18 protein-coding genes are annotated in these 17,918 nt (G+C 59.7%); 7 read left to right on the top strand and 11 right to left on the bottom strand.

The annotated features are described in order from the left end of the window. Window positions 1–20: 20 nt before the first annotated feature. On the bottom strand, window positions 21–500 hold the full coding sequence (locus tag ACQKPC_RS21575) for an RNA pyrophosphohydrolase (RefSeq protein ID WP_007897732.1): 480 nt from the start codon (window positions 498–500) through the stop codon (window positions 21–23). A 143-nt stretch (window positions 501–643) separates the two neighbouring features. On the opposite strand from ACQKPC_RS21575, the gene ACQKPC_RS21570 reads away from it, so the two are divergent. After that, the gene (locus ACQKPC_RS21570) at window positions 644–1,300 is read left to right on the top strand and encodes an HAD family hydrolase (protein WP_427626196.1); all 657 of its coding nucleotides are present in this window, start codon (window positions 644–646) and stop codon (window positions 1,298–1,300) included. Between the two features lie 122 nt (window positions 1,301–1,422). Here the strand turns inward: ACQKPC_RS21570 and ACQKPC_RS21565 are convergent, their stop codons facing one another. Then, entirely contained in the window at window positions 1,423–1,848 is a 426-nt protein-coding gene (locus ACQKPC_RS21565) for a DUF2269 domain-containing protein (RefSeq protein WP_427626195.1), read from the bottom strand. Window positions 1,849–1,887: 39 nt separating this feature from the next. Further along, window positions 1,888–3,402 (bottom strand): threonine ammonia-lyase, biosynthetic, encoded by a 1,515-nt coding sequence (gene ilvA, locus ACQKPC_RS21560; RefSeq protein ID WP_427626194.1) that lies wholly within the window; start codon window positions 3,400–3,402, stop codon window positions 1,888–1,890. Window positions 3,403–3,727: 325 nt separating this feature from the next. Here ilvA and rpiA point away from each other — a divergent pair, with 325 nt between their 5' ends. After that, window positions 3,728–4,402 carry a ribose-5-phosphate isomerase RpiA gene (rpiA, locus tag ACQKPC_RS21555; protein WP_427626193.1) on the top strand — a complete coding sequence of 225 codons (675 nt, stop codon included), beginning with the start codon at window positions 3,728–3,730 and terminating at the stop codon, window positions 4,400–4,402. 128 nt (window positions 4,403–4,530) lie between these two features. Here the strand turns inward: rpiA and ACQKPC_RS21550 are convergent, their stop codons facing one another. The 4 genes from ACQKPC_RS21550 to ACQKPC_RS21535 all read right to left on the bottom strand — a co-directional run bounded on the left by ACQKPC_RS21550 (window position 4,531) and on the right by ACQKPC_RS21535 (window position 8,827). Next, window positions 4,531–5,448 (bottom strand): SdiA-regulated domain-containing protein, encoded by a 918-nt coding sequence (locus tag ACQKPC_RS21550; RefSeq protein ID WP_192344953.1) that lies wholly within the window; start codon window positions 5,446–5,448, stop codon window positions 4,531–4,533. A gap of 97 nt (window positions 5,449–5,545) precedes the next feature. Continuing rightward, a complete protein-coding gene (locus tag ACQKPC_RS21545; protein WP_427626192.1) occupies window positions 5,546–6,475 on the bottom strand; it encodes an SdiA-regulated domain-containing protein in 930 nt (309 codons plus the stop codon). A 256-nt stretch (window positions 6,476–6,731) separates the two neighbouring features. Continuing rightward, window positions 6,732–7,397 (bottom strand): fumarylacetoacetate hydrolase family protein, encoded by a 666-nt coding sequence (locus ACQKPC_RS21540; protein ID WP_008007329.1) that lies wholly within the window; start codon window positions 7,395–7,397, stop codon window positions 6,732–6,734. A gap of 35 nt (window positions 7,398–7,432) precedes the next feature. Further along, a complete protein-coding gene (locus ACQKPC_RS21535) occupies window positions 7,433–8,827 on the bottom strand; it encodes an FAD-binding oxidoreductase (protein ID WP_427626216.1) in 1,395 nt (464 codons plus the stop codon). Between the two features lie 204 nt (window positions 8,828–9,031). Between ACQKPC_RS21535 and serA the strand changes: the two genes are divergently transcribed. Next, window positions 9,032–10,261 carry a phosphoglycerate dehydrogenase gene (gene serA, locus ACQKPC_RS21530; protein ID WP_007897715.1) on the top strand — a complete coding sequence of 410 codons (1,230 nt, stop codon included), beginning with the start codon at window positions 9,032–9,034 and terminating at the stop codon, window positions 10,259–10,261. Between the two features lie 92 nt (window positions 10,262–10,353). Here serA and ACQKPC_RS21525 read toward each other — a convergent pair whose 3' ends face one another. Continuing rightward, entirely contained in the window at window positions 10,354–10,779 is a 426-nt protein-coding gene (locus ACQKPC_RS21525; RefSeq protein WP_427626191.1) for a DUF4399 domain-containing protein, read from the bottom strand. A gap of 135 nt (window positions 10,780–10,914) precedes the next feature. Between ACQKPC_RS21525 and ACQKPC_RS21520 the strand changes: the two genes are divergently transcribed. After that, on the top strand, window positions 10,915–11,502 hold the full coding sequence (locus ACQKPC_RS21520) for a transporter substrate-binding domain-containing protein (protein ID WP_427626190.1): 588 nt from the start codon (window positions 10,915–10,917) through the stop codon (window positions 11,500–11,502). Window positions 11,503–11,625: 123 nt separating this feature from the next. Here ACQKPC_RS21520 and ACQKPC_RS21515 read toward each other — a convergent pair whose 3' ends face one another. Continuing rightward, window positions 11,626–12,111: a DUF523 domain-containing protein gene (locus ACQKPC_RS21515; RefSeq protein WP_427626189.1), complete on the bottom strand. Its 486-nt coding sequence runs from the start codon at window positions 12,109–12,111 to the stop codon at window positions 11,626–11,628. Window positions 12,112–12,113: 2 nt separating this feature from the next. Further along, window positions 12,114–12,746: a 2OG-Fe(II) oxygenase gene (locus ACQKPC_RS21510; protein ID WP_427626188.1), complete on the bottom strand. Its 633-nt coding sequence runs from the start codon at window positions 12,744–12,746 to the stop codon at window positions 12,114–12,116. 133 nt (window positions 12,747–12,879) lie between these two features. Here ACQKPC_RS21510 and ACQKPC_RS21505 point away from each other — a divergent pair, with 133 nt between their 5' ends. Further along, a complete protein-coding gene (locus ACQKPC_RS21505) occupies window positions 12,880–13,632 on the top strand; it encodes a DUF2059 domain-containing protein (RefSeq protein WP_427626187.1) in 753 nt (250 codons plus the stop codon). A gap of 132 nt (window positions 13,633–13,764) precedes the next feature. Here the strand turns inward: ACQKPC_RS21505 and ACQKPC_RS21500 are convergent, their stop codons facing one another. Next, on the bottom strand, window positions 13,765–14,712 hold the full coding sequence (locus ACQKPC_RS21500; RefSeq protein ID WP_427626186.1) for an alpha/beta hydrolase: 948 nt from the start codon (window positions 14,710–14,712) through the stop codon (window positions 13,765–13,767). Window positions 14,713–14,809: 97 nt separating this feature from the next. On the opposite strand from ACQKPC_RS21500, the gene ACQKPC_RS21495 reads away from it, so the two are divergent. Together ACQKPC_RS21495 and ACQKPC_RS21490 are read left to right on the top strand one after the other, a co-directional pair. Beyond that, window positions 14,810–15,388: a DUF6436 domain-containing protein gene (locus ACQKPC_RS21495; protein ID WP_427626185.1), complete on the top strand. Its 579-nt coding sequence runs from the start codon at window positions 14,810–14,812 to the stop codon at window positions 15,386–15,388. Between the two features lie 103 nt (window positions 15,389–15,491). Further along, complete coding sequence (locus ACQKPC_RS21490) at window positions 15,492–17,903, top strand: penicillin acylase family protein (protein WP_427626184.1); 2,412 nt, start codon at window positions 15,492–15,494, stop codon at window positions 17,901–17,903. Window positions 17,904–17,918: the final 15 nt, after the last annotated feature.

The raw sequence follows: 17,918 nt of genomic DNA, 5'->3' as shown, positions 1-17,918 counted from the left end.
CTCGGGGTCGAACTCCGTCGTCAGTCGCGCGCTAAAAGGCGCGGGGCAAGCTCTTTGAGAGCGCGGCGATAAACCTCGCGCTTGAATGTCACCACCTGGCCCAACGGATACCAATAACTGACCCAACGCCAGCCATCGAATTCCGGTTTACCGGTCAAATCCATCCGCACCCGCTGCTCGTTGGAGATCAGGCGCAGGAGAAACCATTTCTGCTTCTGGCCGATGCACAGCGGTTGGCTATGCGTCCTGACCAGACGTTGCGGCAAACGATAGCGCAACCAGCCCCGGGTGCAGGCGAGTATTTCAACATCTTCGCGCTCCAGGCCCACTTCTTCGTTCAACTCGCGGTACAAGGCGTCTTCCGGCGTCTCCTGGGGGTTGATCCCTCCCTGTGGAAACTGCCAGGCATCTTGATTGATACGGCGAGCCCATAGCACCTGGCCGGCATCATTCGTCAGAATGATCCCGACATTGGGGCGGAAACCATCGGGGTCGATCACGGCAACAACCTCGCAAACGCATGTCGTCGCATTGTTCCACAAAGGTTGTGAAAGCAGCAACGAGCCGACCTACCTTATGTGCACTCTTGTGAAAAGTCCGTATTCTGGACACCTTTCTACAGACTTTTCAGCGAGTAACTGTAATGCGGCTGGCTTTATTCGACTTGGACAACACGCTTCTGGGCGGTGACAGTGACCACGCCTGGGGCGACTATCTGTGCGAACGCGGTTTCCTCGACGCCGTCGCCTACAAGGCACGCAACGACGAGTTCTATCAGGATTACCTGGCCGGCAAGCTGGATAACGACGCGTACCTGAACTTCTGCCTGGAAGTTCTCGGCCGCACCGAGATGGCCACGCTGGATCAATGGCACCTGGACTACATGCGCGACTGCATCGAACCGATCGTGCTGCCCAAAGGCATCGAACTGCTGGCCAAGCACCGTGAGGCCGGCGACAAACTGGTGATCATCACCGCCACCAACCGCTTTGTGACCGGGCCGATTGCAGCACGTTTAGGCGTTGAAACCCTGATCGCCACCGAATGCGAAATGATCGACGGCCGTTACAGTGGGCGCAGCACCGACGTTCCGTGCTTCCGTGAAGGCAAGGTGACCCGGTTGAATCGTTGGCTGCAAGAGACTGGCCACAATCTGGAAGACAGCTATTTCTATAGTGATTCGATGAATGACTTGTCGTTGCTGGAACAGGTGGCGAATCCGATTGCTGTTGATCCGGATCCTAATTTGCGGGCCGAGGCCGAGAAGCGTGGCTGGCCGGTGATTAGCCTGCGCGACTGAAACCGCTTTCGCGAGCAAGCCCGCTCCCACATTTGATCTGCGTCGTACACAAAATCTGTGTTCGCTGAAGATCTAGTGTGGGAGCGGGCTTGCTCGCGAAGGGGTCGACTCGATCGGAAACCTTAAACCGGCTTGGCGCCCATCAGCCCCGCAATCGCGATAAAACAAACAACGCTGAACAATGCGAGGGCGAAGGTAAACTTGCCATTGCCTCCCGGAACAGTGCGCAGCCGATTCAGCCGCACCACCAGCCAGAACCAGCCCAACGCCGCCACGGTGTAGAGCACACTGGAAGCCAGCAGCCAGGTCTGCCCCAACGGCCAGCCCACCAGATGCACCATCCACCAACCGGTGAACGGCATGCTCAACAGTGCCAGCCCCATCAATAGCCAGATGAACACCAGCGGTCGTTGCAAAGTACGAGCGTGAGCGCTCGCGTCGCCGTTACGGCGGGCGCGCCAGACCCAGATCGCCAACCCCAGTGCGCTGATCAACAGCAATACCGTCGCCACGCCATGAGCGATTTTGAGGGCGGTTAACGTTTCCATTGTTCGATTTCCTTATGGCCTGCCGATCAGCGTAGCCGCTCAGCCGAGAAACAGCTGATAGGCCGGGTTGTCGCTTTCGTCCCAGTACGGGTAGCCGATTTCTTCCAGCGCGGCCGGTACCAGATGACGCTCGTCGTGCGGCACTTGCAGGCCCGCGACTACACGGCCATCGGCCGCGCCGTGGTTGCGGTAGTGGAACATCGAAATGTTCCAGCGCCCGCCGAGCTTGTTGAGGAAGTTGAACAACGCACCCGGACGCTCCGGGAACTCGAAGCGCAGCACCACTTCATCGACCACATGGACAGCACGCCCGCCAACCATATGGCGAATGTGCAACTTGGCCAGTTCGTTGTCGGTCAGGTCGAGCACCGGGAAACCCTGTTCGGAGAGACTGGCGAGCAGCGCACTGCGCGGGTCGTTTTCCGGATGCGTCTGCACGCCGACAAAGATGTGCGCTTCGCTGCCGGTGTTGTAGCGGTAGTTGAATTCGGTGATCTGGCGCTTGCCGATGGCTTCGCAGAACGCCTTGAAACTGCCCGGTTTCTCGGGGATGGTCACGGCGATGATGGCTTCGCGACCCTCGCCCAGTTCAGCGCGTTCGGCCACGTGGCGCAAGCGGTCGAAGTTGACGTTGGCGCCGGAATCGATGGCCACGAAGGTGTGGCCGGTGACACCGCGCTGCTCGACATACTTCTTGATCCCGGCCACGCCCAAGGCGCCGGCAGGCTCAGTGATCGAGCGGGTATCGTCGTAGATATCCTTGATTGCCGCACAGATCTCGTCGGTGCTGACAGTGATCACTTCGTCTACGTAGTCTTTGCAGATGTCGAAAGTGTGCTGGCCGATCTGAGCCACGGCAACGCCATCGGCGAAGAGCCCCACGGTCGGCAGCACCACGCGCTCGCCGGCCGCCATGGCGGCTTGCAGGCAGTTGGAGTCATCCGGTTCGACGCCGATGATTTTGATGTCCGGGCGCAGGTATTTCACGTACGCCGCAATCCCGGCGATCAGCCCGCCGCCGCCCACCGGAACGAAGATCGCATCCAGACGCCCCGGGTGCTGGCGCAGAATCTCCATGGCCACCGTGCCCTGCCCGGCAATGGTGTGGGGATCATCGTAAGGGTGAATGTAGACGTAGCCTTTTTCGTCGACCAGTTTCAGCGAGTAGGCCAGGGCTTCCGGGAACGAATCCCCGTGCAGCACCACTTTACCGCCACGCGAGCGCACACCTTCGACCTTGATTTCCGGGGTGGTCTTGGGCATCACGATGGTCGCTTTCACGCCCAGAACCTTGGCCGCCAGGGCCAGGCCTTGCGCATGGTTGCCCGCCGACGCGGTGACCACGCCGCGAGCGCGCTCATCATCGCTCAGTTGCGTCAGCTTGTTATAGGCGCCGCGAATCTTGAACGAAAACACCGGCTGCAAGTCTTCACGCTTGAGCCAGATATCGTTGCCCAGCCGCTCGGAGAGCTGGCGGGCAGTCTGCAATGGGGTTTCTACGGCAACGTCATAAACGCGCGAGGTGAGGATCTTTTTGACGTACTGTTCGAGCATCGGAAAGCATCACTGAGCGGGTTGGGCAGGGCCAAGGAGTCTAACCCGGCTTTTGGGCGGGCGACCACACTAAACAGGTGGTTTTAAGGTCAGACGCAATACCTGTGGCGAGGGGGCTTGCCCCCGTTCGGCTGCGAAGCAGTCGTAAAACCTATGAATCCGGTGCGGCTGGAAGAATGCAGAGGAGCGCTTCGCACTCCAACGGGGGCAAGCCCCCTCGCCACAAAAGCCAACGCGCGCCGCCTGCCAATCGGGCAATGACCTTCCCCATCGCGAGGCCTATAATGCCGGCCTTTCGTCCCCTCTTCGGCACTTCGGAGCCCGCATGACCCAGGATCAACTCAAACAGGCAGTGGCTCAGGCCGCCGTCGACTTCATCCTTCCGAAACTCGACGACAAGAGCATCGTCGGGGTCGGCACCGGCTCCACCGCCAATTGCTTCATCGATGCCCTGGCCAAGCACAAAGGCGCGTTCGATGGCGCGGTCGCCAGCTCCGAAGCCACCGCCGCCCGCCTCAAAGGCCACGGCATTCCGGTGTATGAGCTCAATACCGTCAGCGACCTGGAGTTCTACGTCGATGGCGCCGATGAAAGCGACGCGCACCTGAACCTGATCAAGGGCGGCGGCGCGGCCCTGACCCGCGAGAAGATCGTGGCGGCCGTGGCCAAGACCTTCATCTGCATCGCCGACGCCAGCAAACTGGTGCCGGTGCTTGGCGCCTTCCCGCTGCCGGTGGAAGTGATCCCGATGGCCCGCAGCCACGTGGCCCGCCAACTGGTGAAGCTCGGCGGCGACCCGGTCTACCGTGAAGGCGTGCTGACCGACAACGGCAACATCATCCTCGACGTGTTCAACATGCAGATCACCAACCCGGTGGAGCTGGAAACACAGATCAACGCCATCGTCGGCGTGGTCACCAACGGCTTGTTCGCAGCCCGCCCGGCCGATTTGCTGCTGTTGGGGACGAGCGAAGGCGTGAAAACCCTGCGCGCCCAATAAGGCATACACAAAACAAAACCTGTGGGAGCGAGCCTGCTCGCGATGAGGCCATATCATTCAACATCAATGCTGAATGATAGACCGCTATCGCGAGCAGGCTCGCTCCCACATTGGTTGTTGGGTGCCCATCAGGGTTGCGGTGGTTTTTTGAAGACGTAGAACAGATTTGGCTCGCTGACAAGGTACAGGGTGCCGTCGTCGTCCATGGCGATGCCTTCCGCTTGCGGTACAGTTTTCTGCAATCCCTGACGCCCCTTGCTCAGTGACAGGGTGGTCAGCGGTCGCCCGTCAACGTCCAGCTCCAGAATCAGTCGCGATTCATCGGACAGCGCCAGCAGATGGCCGCTACGCTCATCGTATTGCAGGCTCGACAGGTCTCGCACGAACATCCCGGCATCGCGCTTGGGGTTGTTCACCACATGCACCGCGTAGGACTTCTCCGGGTTGTAGTGCGGGAAGCCCTGCACTTCGTAGATCAGCATCGGATCGCGCTCCTTGGCAACGAACAAGCGCTTGCCCACCGAGTCATAGGCCAACCCTTCGAAACCCTTATTGCCACGCATATGCACGCCGAGGGTGATCTGTTCAGCGTCGGCGGCATCAAGGAACGTCGTGTCCGCCTCCAGATGAATCTTGATCAACCGTTGCTGGCGCTCGTCGGTGATCACGTAAGTGTCAGCGCTGATGAACTCCACTGCCTCCGGGTCGCCAAACCCGATCAGTGCCACACGCCGCAGGATTTTGCCTTCCAGGGACAATTCGATCAGTTCGGCATTTTTGTTGGTAACCGTGAACAGGCTTTTGCGCACGGGATCGAAGGTCAGCGCCGAAACATCGTCATCCAGACCGTCAATGACTTGCGCCTCGATCGTTACCTGATATTGATCCAGGCCAATCGACTGGGCATTCATCGGCTGCCATAACGTCTGCACATTGAACCAGGTGCGCTCGAACAGGCGCAGGTATTGGCCGACGGCAACCAGCATGATCAGCGCAATGACCGACAGGATCAGTATCAGGGGTTTGGGACGGGCAAGTCGGCGCATTCAGGCGGGCTCGGAAACAAGACGGGTGGATGAAATACCACGGCAGTATGAATTCAAGCTTAATGGCCAATGGCCTTTGACGACAATTGCCGAACGCCTACGGTTGTTTTTCGAAGCGATAGAACAGGTTCGGCTCACTCACAATGTACAGCGTGCCCGCTTCGTCCATCGTCACGCCTTCGGCACGAGGAATGGTTTTTTTCAGACCATTGAAACCACCCAGCAGAGTCATGAAACTGACCTGCTCGCCGTTTTCGTCCAATTCCAGCAACAAGTGAGAGTCGGCGGACAGCACCAAGGTATGGCCGGTGCGCGGATCGATGGCCAAGGCCGACAGGTTGCGGATATCCAGTTCGTCGCTGGACAGCTTTTGCTTGTCGCCCTTGAGGATTTGGCTGCCATCGCTTTTCCAGCTGAACAGCGCCGGCGGACGCTCTTCGCCCAGCAGCAGTTGCTGGTTACGCGCATCCCAAACGATCGCCTCGAAGGCCTTATTCTGGTTTTTCGACGGGCCCAGGTCGTATTTCGGGAAACTGGCGATATTCAGTTCCCGGGTATCGGCATCGACCTTGACGATGGAAAGCAGGTGTTTGCGCTCATCGGTAATTGCCAGCAAACCGTTGCCCATGACCGCTACCGCTTCCGGGTTGCCCCAACCCACCAGCGGCATCTTGCGCAACACATCGCCCTGTAATGTCAGCTCGACCAGAAACGGCTTCTTGCCCATCACCGCAAACAGGGTTTTGGTCTGCGGGTCATAAGAAACATCTGACGCTTCATCCTTCTCCATGCCCGGCAGCAACTTGGCGTCGATCACCGCCCGGTAGTCCGGCAGCCAGATACTCTCTTTTCGTTCGGCCGGGCTTTCAAAGCGCTCCATCACCCAGAGCACGCCGCGATCATCCCAGTGCATCGCAAACACGAGGCCATACACAGCAGCCGCTACCAGCAAAAGCCAGGAATACCAACGCATGACAAAGCGCGAGCGGCGGGCAGTTTTCAGCTTGGACAGCGGTTGGGTGGCCATGCAGGGATGTGTTCCAGAAATTCAGGCTATGGGTAATAGCACATTGGGACTGGCTCAGACGCCAGAAGCCCCGGAATTATCCGGACAGTATGTGAAAAAAACGGGAAATGGCGGGATTGCCCTGCGTGGGCGATCACGAAAACCAATGTGGGAGCGAGCCTGCTCGCGATGGCGGTGTAACAGCCAACATAGATGTTGGATGTTATGGACTCATCGCGAGCAGGCTCGCTCCCACAGGTTTTGCGGTGTTTGTGTGCTAGCGCACGCTGCTGGTGAAGCGGCTGGCGCCTGGCAGTTCGAGCACCAGTTCGTCACCGACATTCAGCGGGCCAACACCCACCGGCGTACCGGTGAGGATCACGTCACCGGCCTGCAGCGAGAAGCAACCGGCCATGTACTGGATCATCGGCACGATCGGATTCAGCATGTCCTTGCTGTTGCCATCCTGGCGCACTTCACCATTGATGGTCAGGCGGATACCGATGTCGGTCAGGTCGGCGAAGGTGCTGCCAGCCACGAACGGCGCAATCACTGCCGCGCCGTCGAAGGACTTGGCGATTTCCCACGGCAGGCCCTTGGCTTTCAGCTCGGCCTGTTTGTCGCGCAGGGTCAGGTCCAGAGCAGGGGCGATGCCGGAGATGGCATCCAGTACTTCTTCACGGCTCGGCTTGGTCGACAGTGGCTTGCCGATCAACACGGCGATTTCCGCTTCGTAATGCACCGAGCCACGTTCGGTCGGAATACTGAAACCGCCTTCCAGCGGCACCACGCAACTGCCCGGTTTGATAAACAGCAGTGGCTCAGTAGGCACCGGGTTGTCCAGTTCCTTGGCGTGTTCGGCGTAGTTACGGCCGATGCACACCACTTTCCCCAACGGGAAATGAATACGCGTACCGTCGACATACTGGTGCTGATAGCTCATTACCGACTCCTGTTTCGTAGCTCTTAAATTCCAAGTCAAACAGCGAAAATCTTGCCGGGGTTCATGATGCCGTTCGGGTCGAACACCGCTTTGACGGCTTTCATGTACTCGATCTCAACCGGCGAGCGACTGTAGGCCAAGTAATCACGCTTGGTCATGCCCACGCCATGTTCGGCGGAAATCGAACCGTTGTACTTCTCCACGGTTTCGAACACCCATTTGTTGACGGTCGCGCATTTGGCGAAGAACTCGTCCTTGCTCAGGTTGTCCGGCTTGAGGATGTTCAAATGCAGATTGCCGTCGCCGATGTGGCCGAACCAGACGATTTCGAAATCCGGGTAATGTTCGCCGACGATCGCGTCGATTTCTTTCAGGAACGCCGGGACTTTCGACACAGTGACCGAAATGTCGTTCTTGTACGGCGTCCAGTGGGAGATGGTTTCGGAGATGTACTCGCGCAACTTCCAAAGGTTCTGCAACTGGGTTTCGCTCTGGCTCATCACGCCGTCCAGTACCCAGCCCTGCTCGACGCAGTGCTCGAAGGTTTCCAGGGCATGATTGGCCACTTCTTCGGTGGTCGCTTCGAATTCCAGCAGCGCGTAGAACGGGCAATCGGATTCGAACGGCGCCGGTACGTCACCGCGGGCCATAACCTTGGCCAAGGCTTTATCGGAGAAGAATTCGAAGGCAGTCAGGTCAAGCTTGCTCTGGAACGCGTGCAATACCGGCATGATCGAATCGAAATCGGCAGTGCCGAGGACCATCGCGGTGAGGTTTTTCGGCGCACGGTCCAGACGCATGGTGGCCTCGACCACAAAACCCAGGGTGCCTTCGGCGCCGATGAACAGCTGACGCAGGTCGTAGCCGGTGGCGTTCTTGATCAGATCTTTATTCAGCTCCAGCAGATCGCCCTTGCCGGTGACGACTTTCATGCCGGCCACCCAGTTGCGGGTCATGCCGTAGCGAATCACCTTGATCCCGCCGGCATTGGTGCCGATGTTGCCGCCAATCTGGCTGGAACCTGCCGAAGCGAAATCCACCGGGTAGTACAGACCGTGCTCTTCGGCCTTGTTCTGCAATTGCTCGGTGACCACGCCCGGCTGACAAACGGCCGTGCGATCAGTCAGGTTCACGTCGAGGATCTGGTTCATGTAGTCGAAGGACACGACCACTTCGCCATTGGCTGCCACGGCCGCAGCCGAAAGCCCGGTACGACCGCCAGACGGCACCAGCGCAACCTTGTGTTCATTGGCCCAACGGACAATGGCCTGGACCTGCTCGGTCGTCTTGGGAAACACAATGGCCGTCGGGGCCGGGGCGAAATGCTTGGTCCAATCCTTACCGTAAGCATTCAGGGAGTCGGCGTCGGTCAGGACCTTGCCAGGCTCAACCAGGGTCTTCAGCTCATCAATCAGCGCAGGATCGGTCATCGACAGAACTCTCGAACAATTCATGGTCATCCTGAGAACGCTTCACGTCGCAGGAATGAGTGTTTAGCGGGGTGCATATGCTAGCATATCGACCCCGCAGCATAGTGCCCAACGGCTGTCCTGCGGCGACGGCTTTCTTGCCGTCCGGGTCAGCATCTGTTGACCATTTCCTGCCATTTTTCTCCGGGATACAGGTTTACGCAGATGAGCAAGACTTCTCTCGATAAGAGCAAGATCAAGTTCCTTCTTCTCGAAGGCGTCCACCAATCGGCTGTCGACGTCCTCAAGGCGGCGGGCTACACCAGCATCGAGTACCTCACAGGTTCTCTGCCGGAAGCCCAGCTCAAGGAAAAGATCGCTGATGCTCACTTCATCGGCATTCGCTCCCGCACTCAGCTGACCGAAGAGATCTTCGATCACGCGAAGAAACTGGTGGCTGTCGGCTGTTTCTGCATCGGCACCAACCAGGTCGACCTCAACGCGGCTCGCGAACGCGGCATCGCGGTATTCAACGCGCCGTACTCCAACACTCGCTCCGTAGCCGAGCTGGTATTGGCCGAGGCGATCCTGTTGCTGCGCGGCATTCCTGAGAAGAACGCTTCCTGCCACCGCGGCGGCTGGATCAAGAGCGCAGCCAACTCCTTCGAGATCCGTGGCAAGAAGCTGGGCATCGTCGGTTACGGCTCGATCGGCACCCAACTGTCGGTTCTGGCTGAAGGCCTGGGGATGCAGGTGTACTTCTACGACACCGTGACCAAGCTGCCACTGGGTAACGCTACCCAGGTCGGCAACCTGCACGAGCTGCTGGGCATGTCCGACATCGTCACCCTGCACGTTCCGGAAACCGCAGCCACCCAGTGGATGATCGGCGAGAAGGAAATCCGCGCCATCAAGAAGGGCGGCATTCTGATCAACGCTGCTCGCGGCACTGTTGTAGAACTGGACGCCCTGGCGGACGCGATCAAGGACAAGCACCTGATCGGCGCGGCCATCGACGTATTCCCGGTGGAGCCGCGCTCCAACGAAGAAGAGTTCGAAAGCCCGCTGCGCGGCCTGGACAACGTGATCCTGACCCCGCACATCGGTGGTTCCACCGCTGAAGCGCAGGCCAACATTGGTCTGGAAGTGGCGGAAAAACTGGTCAAGTACAGCGACAACGGTACGTCGGTATCGTCCGTGAACTTCCCGGAAGTGGCTCTGCCGGCTCACCCTGGCAAGCACCGTCTGCTGCACATCCACGAGAACATTCCGGGTGTGATGAGCGAGATCAACAAGGTCTTCGCCGAAAACGGCATCAACATTTCCGGTCAGTTCCTGCAGACCAACGAGAAAGTCGGCTACGTCGTGATCGACGTCGATGCCGAATACTCGGAAATGGCGCAAGAGAAGCTGCAGCACATCAACGGCACCATTCGTTGCCGCGTGTTGTTCTGATCGCATTTTGAGCGACAAAAAAGGGAGCTCCTCGGAGCTCCCTTTTTCATGGCCGCTTTTTCATGGCTGCTTTTTCATGCCCTGTGGAAATGTTATTTCACATTCACGGTGATTTTCTTCGAAACGATTGGCGGATCGAACGGCATGTGACCGCTGTCGCCCAGCTCGAGCTGCAAGGTGTGCTTGCCCGGTGTTAATTTAACTTCAGCCTGGGTCTGCGCCTTGCCAAAGTGCAAATGGTTGGCATCGTTCGGAATCGGGGCGCCAGCGGCTGGCAGCTTATCGACATCGATCAACAAATGGTGATGGCCGGTGTTCTTGGTGATATCACCCGCCGGCGCCAGCGCAATGTTCTCGACAGCGAACTTGACGACGACAGTTTGCGGAACCGTGGCTCCGTCCGCAGGAGAAACGATGGACGCTTGTGCACCTTTGGGAGCAGGTGTGGCAGCCATTGCCAGCATCGAAGCACTCAATAACAGGCCAGCCCACGCTGCACGTGACATAAAGCTTTTCATTCTCTTCTCCACTTTTTCCGTAAAATTCGCTCGACCGTGACAACTTCACGGCCATTCGTTGTCGAAGGCACACGACAACCATAGCAAAGCGAGCCTGAACAGCGCGTCGCGATAAATGAATTCAAAGGAGTGACCATGCGCTTTTTGCCTGGCCTGATCTGCCTGCTACCCCTTTTGAGCCCTTTGGCTCATGCCGAACTGATGGACGATGTAAACGACCGCGGCGAATTGCGCATTGCCCTTGAGGCTAATACACCGCCCTTCAATTTCAAGGATGACGACAAACTGACCGGCTTCGAGGTCGAGTTGGGTCAACTGCTGGCCGGCGAGCTGGATGTACGGGCCGACTTCGTCGTCACCGATTCCGGCGATCTGTTGACCGGCGTCGAAAGCGGCAAGTACGACGTCGCCATCAATCACATAGCACAGACCCCGGACCTTAAGGATCGTTTCGACTTCACCGAACCTTACATTCACACCAATGCGCAATTGATCGCGCAGAAAGAAGAGCAGCCGCGTTCAATCCTGTTGGTGCAGTCGCTGACGGAAGAAAAGCCGAAAGCCGCCCCGGCTGTGAGCCTGGCCATTCCGTTTCAGAAGGGTAACCCGGCGTTTCACGCCAGCCTGGAAAACGCCTTGCAGCGAATCAAGGCTGATGGCCGGCTGGAGGCGCTGGAACAGAAATGGTTCGGGGCGGATGCGAGTGTGGCGCCGAAACCCTGAAATCGCGGAGAAACCTGTGGGAGCGAGCCTGCTCGCGATGGGGTCATAACAGTCAACATTGATGTTGAATGTAAGACCGCTATCGCGAGCAGGCTCGCTCCCACAGTGGATTTGGGTTTGTCGTTAGTCGAGGGTTGCCAGTGCCTGCGCCGCTTCAGCCAACTCCAGCTCACTGAACACCTGCACGCCATGACGCTTGAGCAACGCCGCGGTGACACCCTCACCGCTGACCTTCACGCCACTGAACGTCCCGTCATAGGTCAACAGATTCCCGCAAGACGGGCTGTTGGCCTTGAGCACGGCAATGCGGATGCCGTGCTGTTGCACCAGCTCCAGAGCCTGATAAGCCCCCGAAAGAAACTCGGCACTGACGTCCTCGCCCTCGGTGGTGATGACCGACGCAAGGCCATCAAGCACTTCACCGCCCTGCCCGCCCGGAATCTCCGCCGCGGCCCTTGGCGTCGGCAAACCTCCGGCGACTTCCGGGCACAACGGCACCACTCGGCCTTTGGCAATCCACTGCTCCAGCAGATTGAATGGCCCACTGGCGCCGCCGTCGTAACGGACGCGGTGACCGAGCAAACAGCGGCTTACCAGAATCTTTTGCATGATCAGAACGGCTCGTTGCCACGACGGCGGAACCAGCCCGTCAACGACAGGCGATCTCGGGTTGCGGGCAGGACTTCGTGGGGGACTTCGCCCGACAGGAAGACCACCAGGCATCCGCCGGTGGGCACCACATCGTGTTCGACGCCTTCGTTCAGGTACATGCGCAACTGACCGCCATGCTCGGGCAGCCAACCGTCATTGAGGTAGATCACCGCCGAGACCATGCGCCGGTCGTCGTCGCGGAAACGGTCGACATGCTTGAGGTAGAAAGCGCCAGGCGGGTAGAGGGCGAAATGGCTTTCGAAATCTTCCAGGCCCAGAAACAAACTGCGATTCATCGCCTCACGCAGGCTGTTCATCAACCCCAGATAACTGTCGCAGGCCTCGACCTGACCGGGTTCGAGCCACTGGATATGGTCGCCACGAATGCCCTCGCGGATCTCCGAAAACGGCCCGCGCCCGACGGCGGCCGGGGCGAGCTCACCCTCGGCGGCACGTTTGCGGCACTCGGCCGCCAGCGCCCGGGTCAGATCCAGAGGCAGGAAAATATTCTGCTGCGACCAGCCGCGCTCAGCCAGGTCGTCGACGATACGTAACAGCAGCGGATGATCAGAGGATATTTGCATGGCGCGCATAGTATTCCTGTGCCCGCAAATCCGACAGAGCCGCGCAGCGGAGTATTGGTCGGATAAGGCACGCAACCTGATACGAATTCTCGACAAGTGCGAATGCCGCACGGAGAATAGTCGCCTGCTGACAGGAGTCCCTATGCGCCGTTTGCTTTTCTCACTGCTGATGTTCTGTGTTTTGCCCGCCTGGGCGGACGGCCACGACCAGTTGTACAAGGTCGCCGGTTGGCCAGAACAACGCGCGCATTTCAACGATGCTCTCTCCGCCGCTCAGCAGCGTTACCAGAACAGCCTGCCGCCGGCGGTGTTTCAGGCCCTGGTCAACAACAGTAATCAGCGTTTCGCCCCCAAGGCCATGGACCAGCGTGCCGAAACGCAGCTGCGCAAAAAGCTAGCCGATCCGAAACCTGCATTGACCTTCTTTCAATCGCCCTTGGGCAAGAAAATCGTCGCCGCCGAACTGCTGGCGACCCGTCGCGATCAATTGGCGAAAAACGCCAAGGGCTTGCCGAAAATGCAGGCCAGCGATACCCGTCAGCTGATCATTGGTCACCTGGCCCAAGCCCTGCCTGCCCGCGAGGCCGGCGCTGAAGTCAGCCTGGCAATAGCGGGCGTGGCGGCCGACAGCCTGAGCTCGATGATCCCCGGCCTGCTCGGTGGCGGTCAGGCACAAGGCATGCTGAACGGCCAGCGCCAGCGCCTGATGGAGCAGATCGGCGCCGACCTGAACAATACGCTGCTGTATGTCTATCGCGACCTGTCGGATGACGAGCTGGAAGAGTTCGCCACGTTTGCCGAGTCCAGTGAAGGCAAGGCTTACTATCAAGCGGCCTTGGCGGCGATTCGGGCGGGGTTGGCGGTGGGGCAGAGTACGTCGAGCCTTACTCAGTAATCTGCAGCGTCTGGACGATCGCTTTCGCGAGCAAGCCCGCTCCCACACTTGATCTCTGGCGTACATGAATTCTGTATCCGCTGGAGATCTAATGTGGGAGCGGGCTTGCTCGCGAAGAGGCCCGAACGACCGCTAGAGATTCCGCCCCTTCATCCGCTTGCTCAAAAACCCGAAATACTCCTGCCGCAATCCCGCTGACTCATTCGCCAGATGATGCCGCGCCTCAGGCAGCATCAGCACCTGCGGTCGATCGAACTTACCTCGCAATACATCAAGGTTGTGCTTCCAATCCACGGTCATGTCCGCCTGCCCCTGCACGATCAGCGGCCGCCGTGGGCTGCTTGGTGCCGCTTCGATGCGCTTGATCCACCGCCCCAGCGCACCGACCCAGGCCGTCGGCAGACGCAACGGCTGCAGCGGATCGGCTTGCAGGAATGCGAGGAAGTCAGGGTCGTTGGAGTTCTCGCTGAAACGCCGGGCGATGCCTTTTACGAACGGTTTGAGCAGGTAATAGCTGAGCTGCGACCAGCCCCAGGCTCGCGGCCGAACCAGGGGTGACAGCAGAATCACCTGCCCCTGGGCCGGACTGCTCGCGCCCTGATTGAGCACATGATCGATCACGATCGCCCCACCGGTGCTTTGCCCGCACAGGTGCCAAGGCTGCGGAAGGCCCAGCGATTGCGCCTCGGCCAACAGCCCTTGCAGCGCGCTCTGATACTCGGCGAAGTCCTTGATGCTCGCCCGTTCGCCACTGGACAAGCCATGCCCCGGCAGGTCACAGGCGATCACCGCAAAACCCTGTTCCAGCGCCCACTCGATCACATGCCGATAGAGCCCGGTGTGATCGTAGAAGCCATGAAACAAAAACAGCGTCGCCTTCGCCTGCTCGGGCCACCAGAGCTGGCTGACCACTTCATAGCCATCGACCTCGAAACGCCCCAGGCCACTGCGCAGGTTTCGCCGGGGGAAATCCAGCCCATAAAAATGCTGATAGGCCATGGCCTCGGTCGACAGCGGCTGCCACTCGGCCAATGGCCGCAGGCTGGCACGCAAATGATCGGGGTCGAAAGTGGCAGACATGGGCTATTCCAGAGCGCGAAACGGACTTTATGGGCCTGCGATATTCATCTGTCGCGGCAAGCATGGCAAGCTAGCCGACCTTCGAGGATTGAAACCCATGCGTCCGGCCTACCGCACCACACTGCTTGCCAGCCTGCTCGCCCTTGTGTGTGCCGGCGTGCTGTGGGCCGCCTACGACTGGTTTCAGGGTCGCTACTTGCGCGCCTTCAGCTCGCACACTGCGGTGTTCTCCGGCGACCCATTGCGCCTGCCGGACGAACTTGCCGGGCCCGGCGCCATTCGCCTGGTGCATTTCTGGGACCCGGCCTGCCCGTGCAATGTCGGCAACCAACAACACCTGACCGAACTGGTCGAGCAGTATGTACCGCAGGGCGTCGAGTTCTATGCGGTCCAAAAGCCCGGCAGCCACGGTCAATTGCCCGGCACATTGAGCCGCCTTAAAACCATTACTGTCCTGCCTGGTTCCGAACAGATCCCTGCCAGCCCGGCGGTGGCGATCTGGGACCGCAGTGGCAAGCTGGCGTATTTCGGTCCGTACAGCGAAGGTCTGACCTGCAATTCGAGCAACAGCTTTATCGAGCCCATTCTGCAAGCGCTGAATGAAGGCCGGGCGGTGAACGCCACCCACACGCTGGCGGTGGGTTGCTACTGTCCGTGGCCTGCCGAGGTGAAGTAAGGCATTCCTGACTTTTCCAGGACCGCGATGCTCGGCACAGGAGGTCTGTGCTACACGTTTGCAGCCCCCACGGGCGGCAATCCCGAAAGAACAAGGAGTCACCATGAAACGCGTCCTGACCGTACTTGCCTTGCTGATCGTCGTACTCGCCGCTGGGGGCGGCTGGTATGTGTACAGCAAGCAACCGACGCGCCAGGGCCAGGTGCAATTGCAGCACCTGCAAGGTTCGGTGACCGTGCGCTACGACGTGCGCGGTGTGCCGCATATCCGTGCCGAAAACGAAACCGACCTCTACCGCGCCCTCGGCTATGTGCACGCCCAGGACCGGCTGTTCCAGATGGAAGCCATGCGGCGCCTGGCCCGTGGAGAGCTGGCCGAAGTCCTCGGCCCGAAACTGGTCGACACCGACAAACTGTTTCGCAGCCTGCGCATCCGCGAGCGGGCTGAAAGCTACGTCGCCGCGCTGGATCGTCAGTCGCCGGCGTGGAAGGCCCTGCAAGCTTATCTGGACGGCATCAATCAATATCAGGACAGCCACGCTGCGCCGGTAGAGTTCGATGTGCTGGGGATCCCCAAGCGCCCTTTCACCGCCGAAGACAGCATCAGCATCGCCGGCTACATGGCCTACAGCTTTGCCGCGGCGTTTCGCACCGAACCCTTGCTGACTTACGTGCGTGACCAACTGGGCGCCGAGTACCTGAACATCTTCGATCTCGACTGGCAGCCCAAGGGCGTGCTGGCCAAAGGGCGCGCCAACCCTGCGCCGACCCTCACCGCCAATGACTGGAAGGGGCTGAACGCCCTCGCCCGTTTGAGTGAGCAAGCCCTGGCCGACAATGGCCTGCCGCAATTCGAAGGCAGCAATGCCTGGGTGATTTCCGGCAACCGTAGCAAAAGCGGCAAGCCACTGCTGGCCGGTGACCCGCACATTCGCTTCTCGGTGCCTTCGGTGTGGTACGAAGCGCATCTGTCAGCGCCGGGTTTCGAGCTGTATGGCTACCATCAGGCGCTGGTGCCGTTTGCGTTTCTGGGCCACAACCTGGACTTCGGCTGGAGCCTGACGATGTTCCAGAACGACGATCTGGACCTGATCGCCGAGAAGGTCAACCCGGACAACCCGAACCAGGTCTGGTATCGCGGCCAGTGGGTCGACATGGTCAACACCGAACAACAGATCGCGGTCAAAGGCCAGTCACCGGTCACGCTGACCCTGCGCCAGTCGCCCCACGGCCCGATCATCAACGATGCGCTCGGCACTGCCGCCGGCAAGACACCGGTCGCCATGTGGTGGGCCTTCCTCGAGACCCCGAATCCGATCCTCGACGGCTTCTACCAGCTCAACCGCGCCGACACCCTGGCCAAGGCCCGCGCCGCCTCGGCCAAGGTTCAGGCACCGGGGCTGAACATCGTCTACGCCAACGCCAAGGGCGACATCGGCTGGTGGGCCTCGGCGCTGCTGCCCAAGCGCCCGGTCGGGGTGAAGCCCGGTTTCATCCTCGACGGCAGCACTCCTCAGGCGGACAAGGAAGGTTTTTACCCGTTCAGCGCCAACCCACAGGAAGAGAACCCGGCGCGGGGCTATATCGTCTCGGCCAACTTCCAACCGGTGTCGCCGACCGGCATGGAGATTCCCGGTTATTACAACCTCGCCGATCGCGGTCAGCAGCTCAATCGCCAGCTCAGCGACAAGAATGTGAAGTGGGACAACGAGTCCAACCAGAAGCTGCAACTGGGCACCACCACCGAATACGGTCCGCGTTTACTCGCGCCGTTGCTACCGGTACTGCGTGAAGGGGTGAGCGATCCCGCCGAGCTCAAACTGGTGGAACAACTGGCGCAGTGGAGCGGCGATTACCCGCTGGACTCCATCAGCGCCACGCTGTTCAACCAGTTTCTGTTCAACCTTGCCGACGCGGCGATGCGCGATGAACTGGGCAATGACTTCTTCGAAACGCTGCTGCCGACCCGGGTGATCGATGCCGCACTACCGCGTTTGGCGGCCTCCGCCGACTCACCGTGGTGGGACAATCGCAACACCCCCGGCAAGGAAACCCGCGCCGATACGGTCAAGGTGGCCTGGCAAGCGAGCATGGCTCACCTCAAAACCACCCTGGGCGACGACTCCACACAATGGCAGTGGGGCAAGGCGCACACCTTGACTCACGGCCATCCGCTGGGGACGCAAAAACCGCTGGAGCGGATCTTCAACGTCGGGCCGTTCGCGGCGCCCGGCACCCACGAAGTGCCGAACAACCTCTCGGCCAAGATCGGCCCGGCGCCGTGGCCTGTGACTTACGGCCCGTCGACGCGGCGGCTGATCGACTTCGCCGACCCGGCCCACAGCCTGACCATCAACCCGGTCGGCCAGAGCGGAGTGCCGTTCGACAGTCACTATGCCGATCAGGCCGAGGCGTATATCGAAGGGGTTTACTACCAGGCGCATTTCAATGATGAAGAAGTGACGGCCAATACCCGTAGTACGTTGAAGCTGTTGCCGGCCAGGGCTGCTCATTAGTTTTGTGGTGTGACG

The organism is Pseudomonas sp. NPDC089918 (assembly GCF_050280605.1).
Taxonomy (GTDB): domain Bacteria; phylum Pseudomonadota; class Gammaproteobacteria; order Pseudomonadales; family Pseudomonadaceae; genus Aquipseudomonas.
Note: the sequence above shows the minus strand (reverse complement) of the source record. Positions and strands in the feature narration are given on the sequence as shown.

Bases quoted from the DNA above. Each gene is read 5' to 3' on its own strand.
- ACQKPC_RS21515 (WP_427626189.1), bottom strand. From the start codon at position 12,111: ATGCAAAAGATTCTGGTAAGCCGCTGTTTGCTCGGTCACCGCGTCCGT.
- ACQKPC_RS21510 (WP_427626188.1), bottom strand. From the start codon at position 12,746: ATGCGCGCCATGCAAATATCCTCTGATCATCCGCTGCTGTTACGTATC.
- serA (WP_007897715.1), top strand. From the start codon at position 9,032: ATGAGCAAGACTTCTCTCGATAAGAGCAAGATCAAGTTCCTTCTTCTC.
- ACQKPC_RS21570 (WP_427626196.1), top strand. From the start codon at position 644: ATGCGGCTGGCTTTATTCGACTTGGACAACACGCTTCTGGGCGGTGAC.
- ACQKPC_RS21525 (WP_427626191.1), bottom strand. From the start codon at position 10,779: ATGAAAAGCTTTATGTCACGTGCAGCGTGGGCTGGCCTGTTATTGAGT.
- ACQKPC_RS21495 (WP_427626185.1), top strand. From the start codon at position 14,810: ATGCGTCCGGCCTACCGCACCACACTGCTTGCCAGCCTGCTCGCCCTT.
- ACQKPC_RS21550 (WP_192344953.1), bottom strand. From the start codon at position 5,448: ATGCGCCGACTTGCCCGTCCCAAACCCCTGATACTGATCCTGTCGGTC.
- ilvA (WP_427626194.1), bottom strand. From the start codon at position 3,402: ATGCTCGAACAGTACGTCAAAAAGATCCTCACCTCGCGCGTTTATGAC.
- ACQKPC_RS21545 (WP_427626192.1), bottom strand. From the start codon at position 6,475: ATGGCCACCCAACCGCTGTCCAAGCTGAAAACTGCCCGCCGCTCGCGC.
- ACQKPC_RS21565 (WP_427626195.1), bottom strand. From the start codon at position 1,848: ATGGAAACGTTAACCGCCCTCAAAATCGCTCATGGCGTGGCGACGGTA.
- ACQKPC_RS21520 (WP_427626190.1), top strand. From the start codon at position 10,915: ATGCGCTTTTTGCCTGGCCTGATCTGCCTGCTACCCCTTTTGAGCCCT.
- ACQKPC_RS21540 (WP_008007329.1), bottom strand. From the start codon at position 7,397: ATGAGCTATCAGCACCAGTATGTCGACGGTACGCGTATTCATTTCCCG.
- ACQKPC_RS21500 (WP_427626186.1), bottom strand. From the start codon at position 14,712: ATGTCTGCCACTTTCGACCCCGATCATTTGCGTGCCAGCCTGCGGCCA.
- ACQKPC_RS21490 (WP_427626184.1), top strand. From the start codon at position 15,492: ATGAAACGCGTCCTGACCGTACTTGCCTTGCTGATCGTCGTACTCGCC.
- ACQKPC_RS21505 (WP_427626187.1), top strand. From the start codon at position 12,880: ATGCGCCGTTTGCTTTTCTCACTGCTGATGTTCTGTGTTTTGCCCGCC.
- rpiA (WP_427626193.1), top strand. From the start codon at position 3,728: ATGACCCAGGATCAACTCAAACAGGCAGTGGCTCAGGCCGCCGTCGAC.
- ACQKPC_RS21535 (WP_427626216.1), bottom strand. From the start codon at position 8,827: ATGACCGATCCTGCGCTGATTGATGAGCTGAAGACCCTGGTTGAGCCT.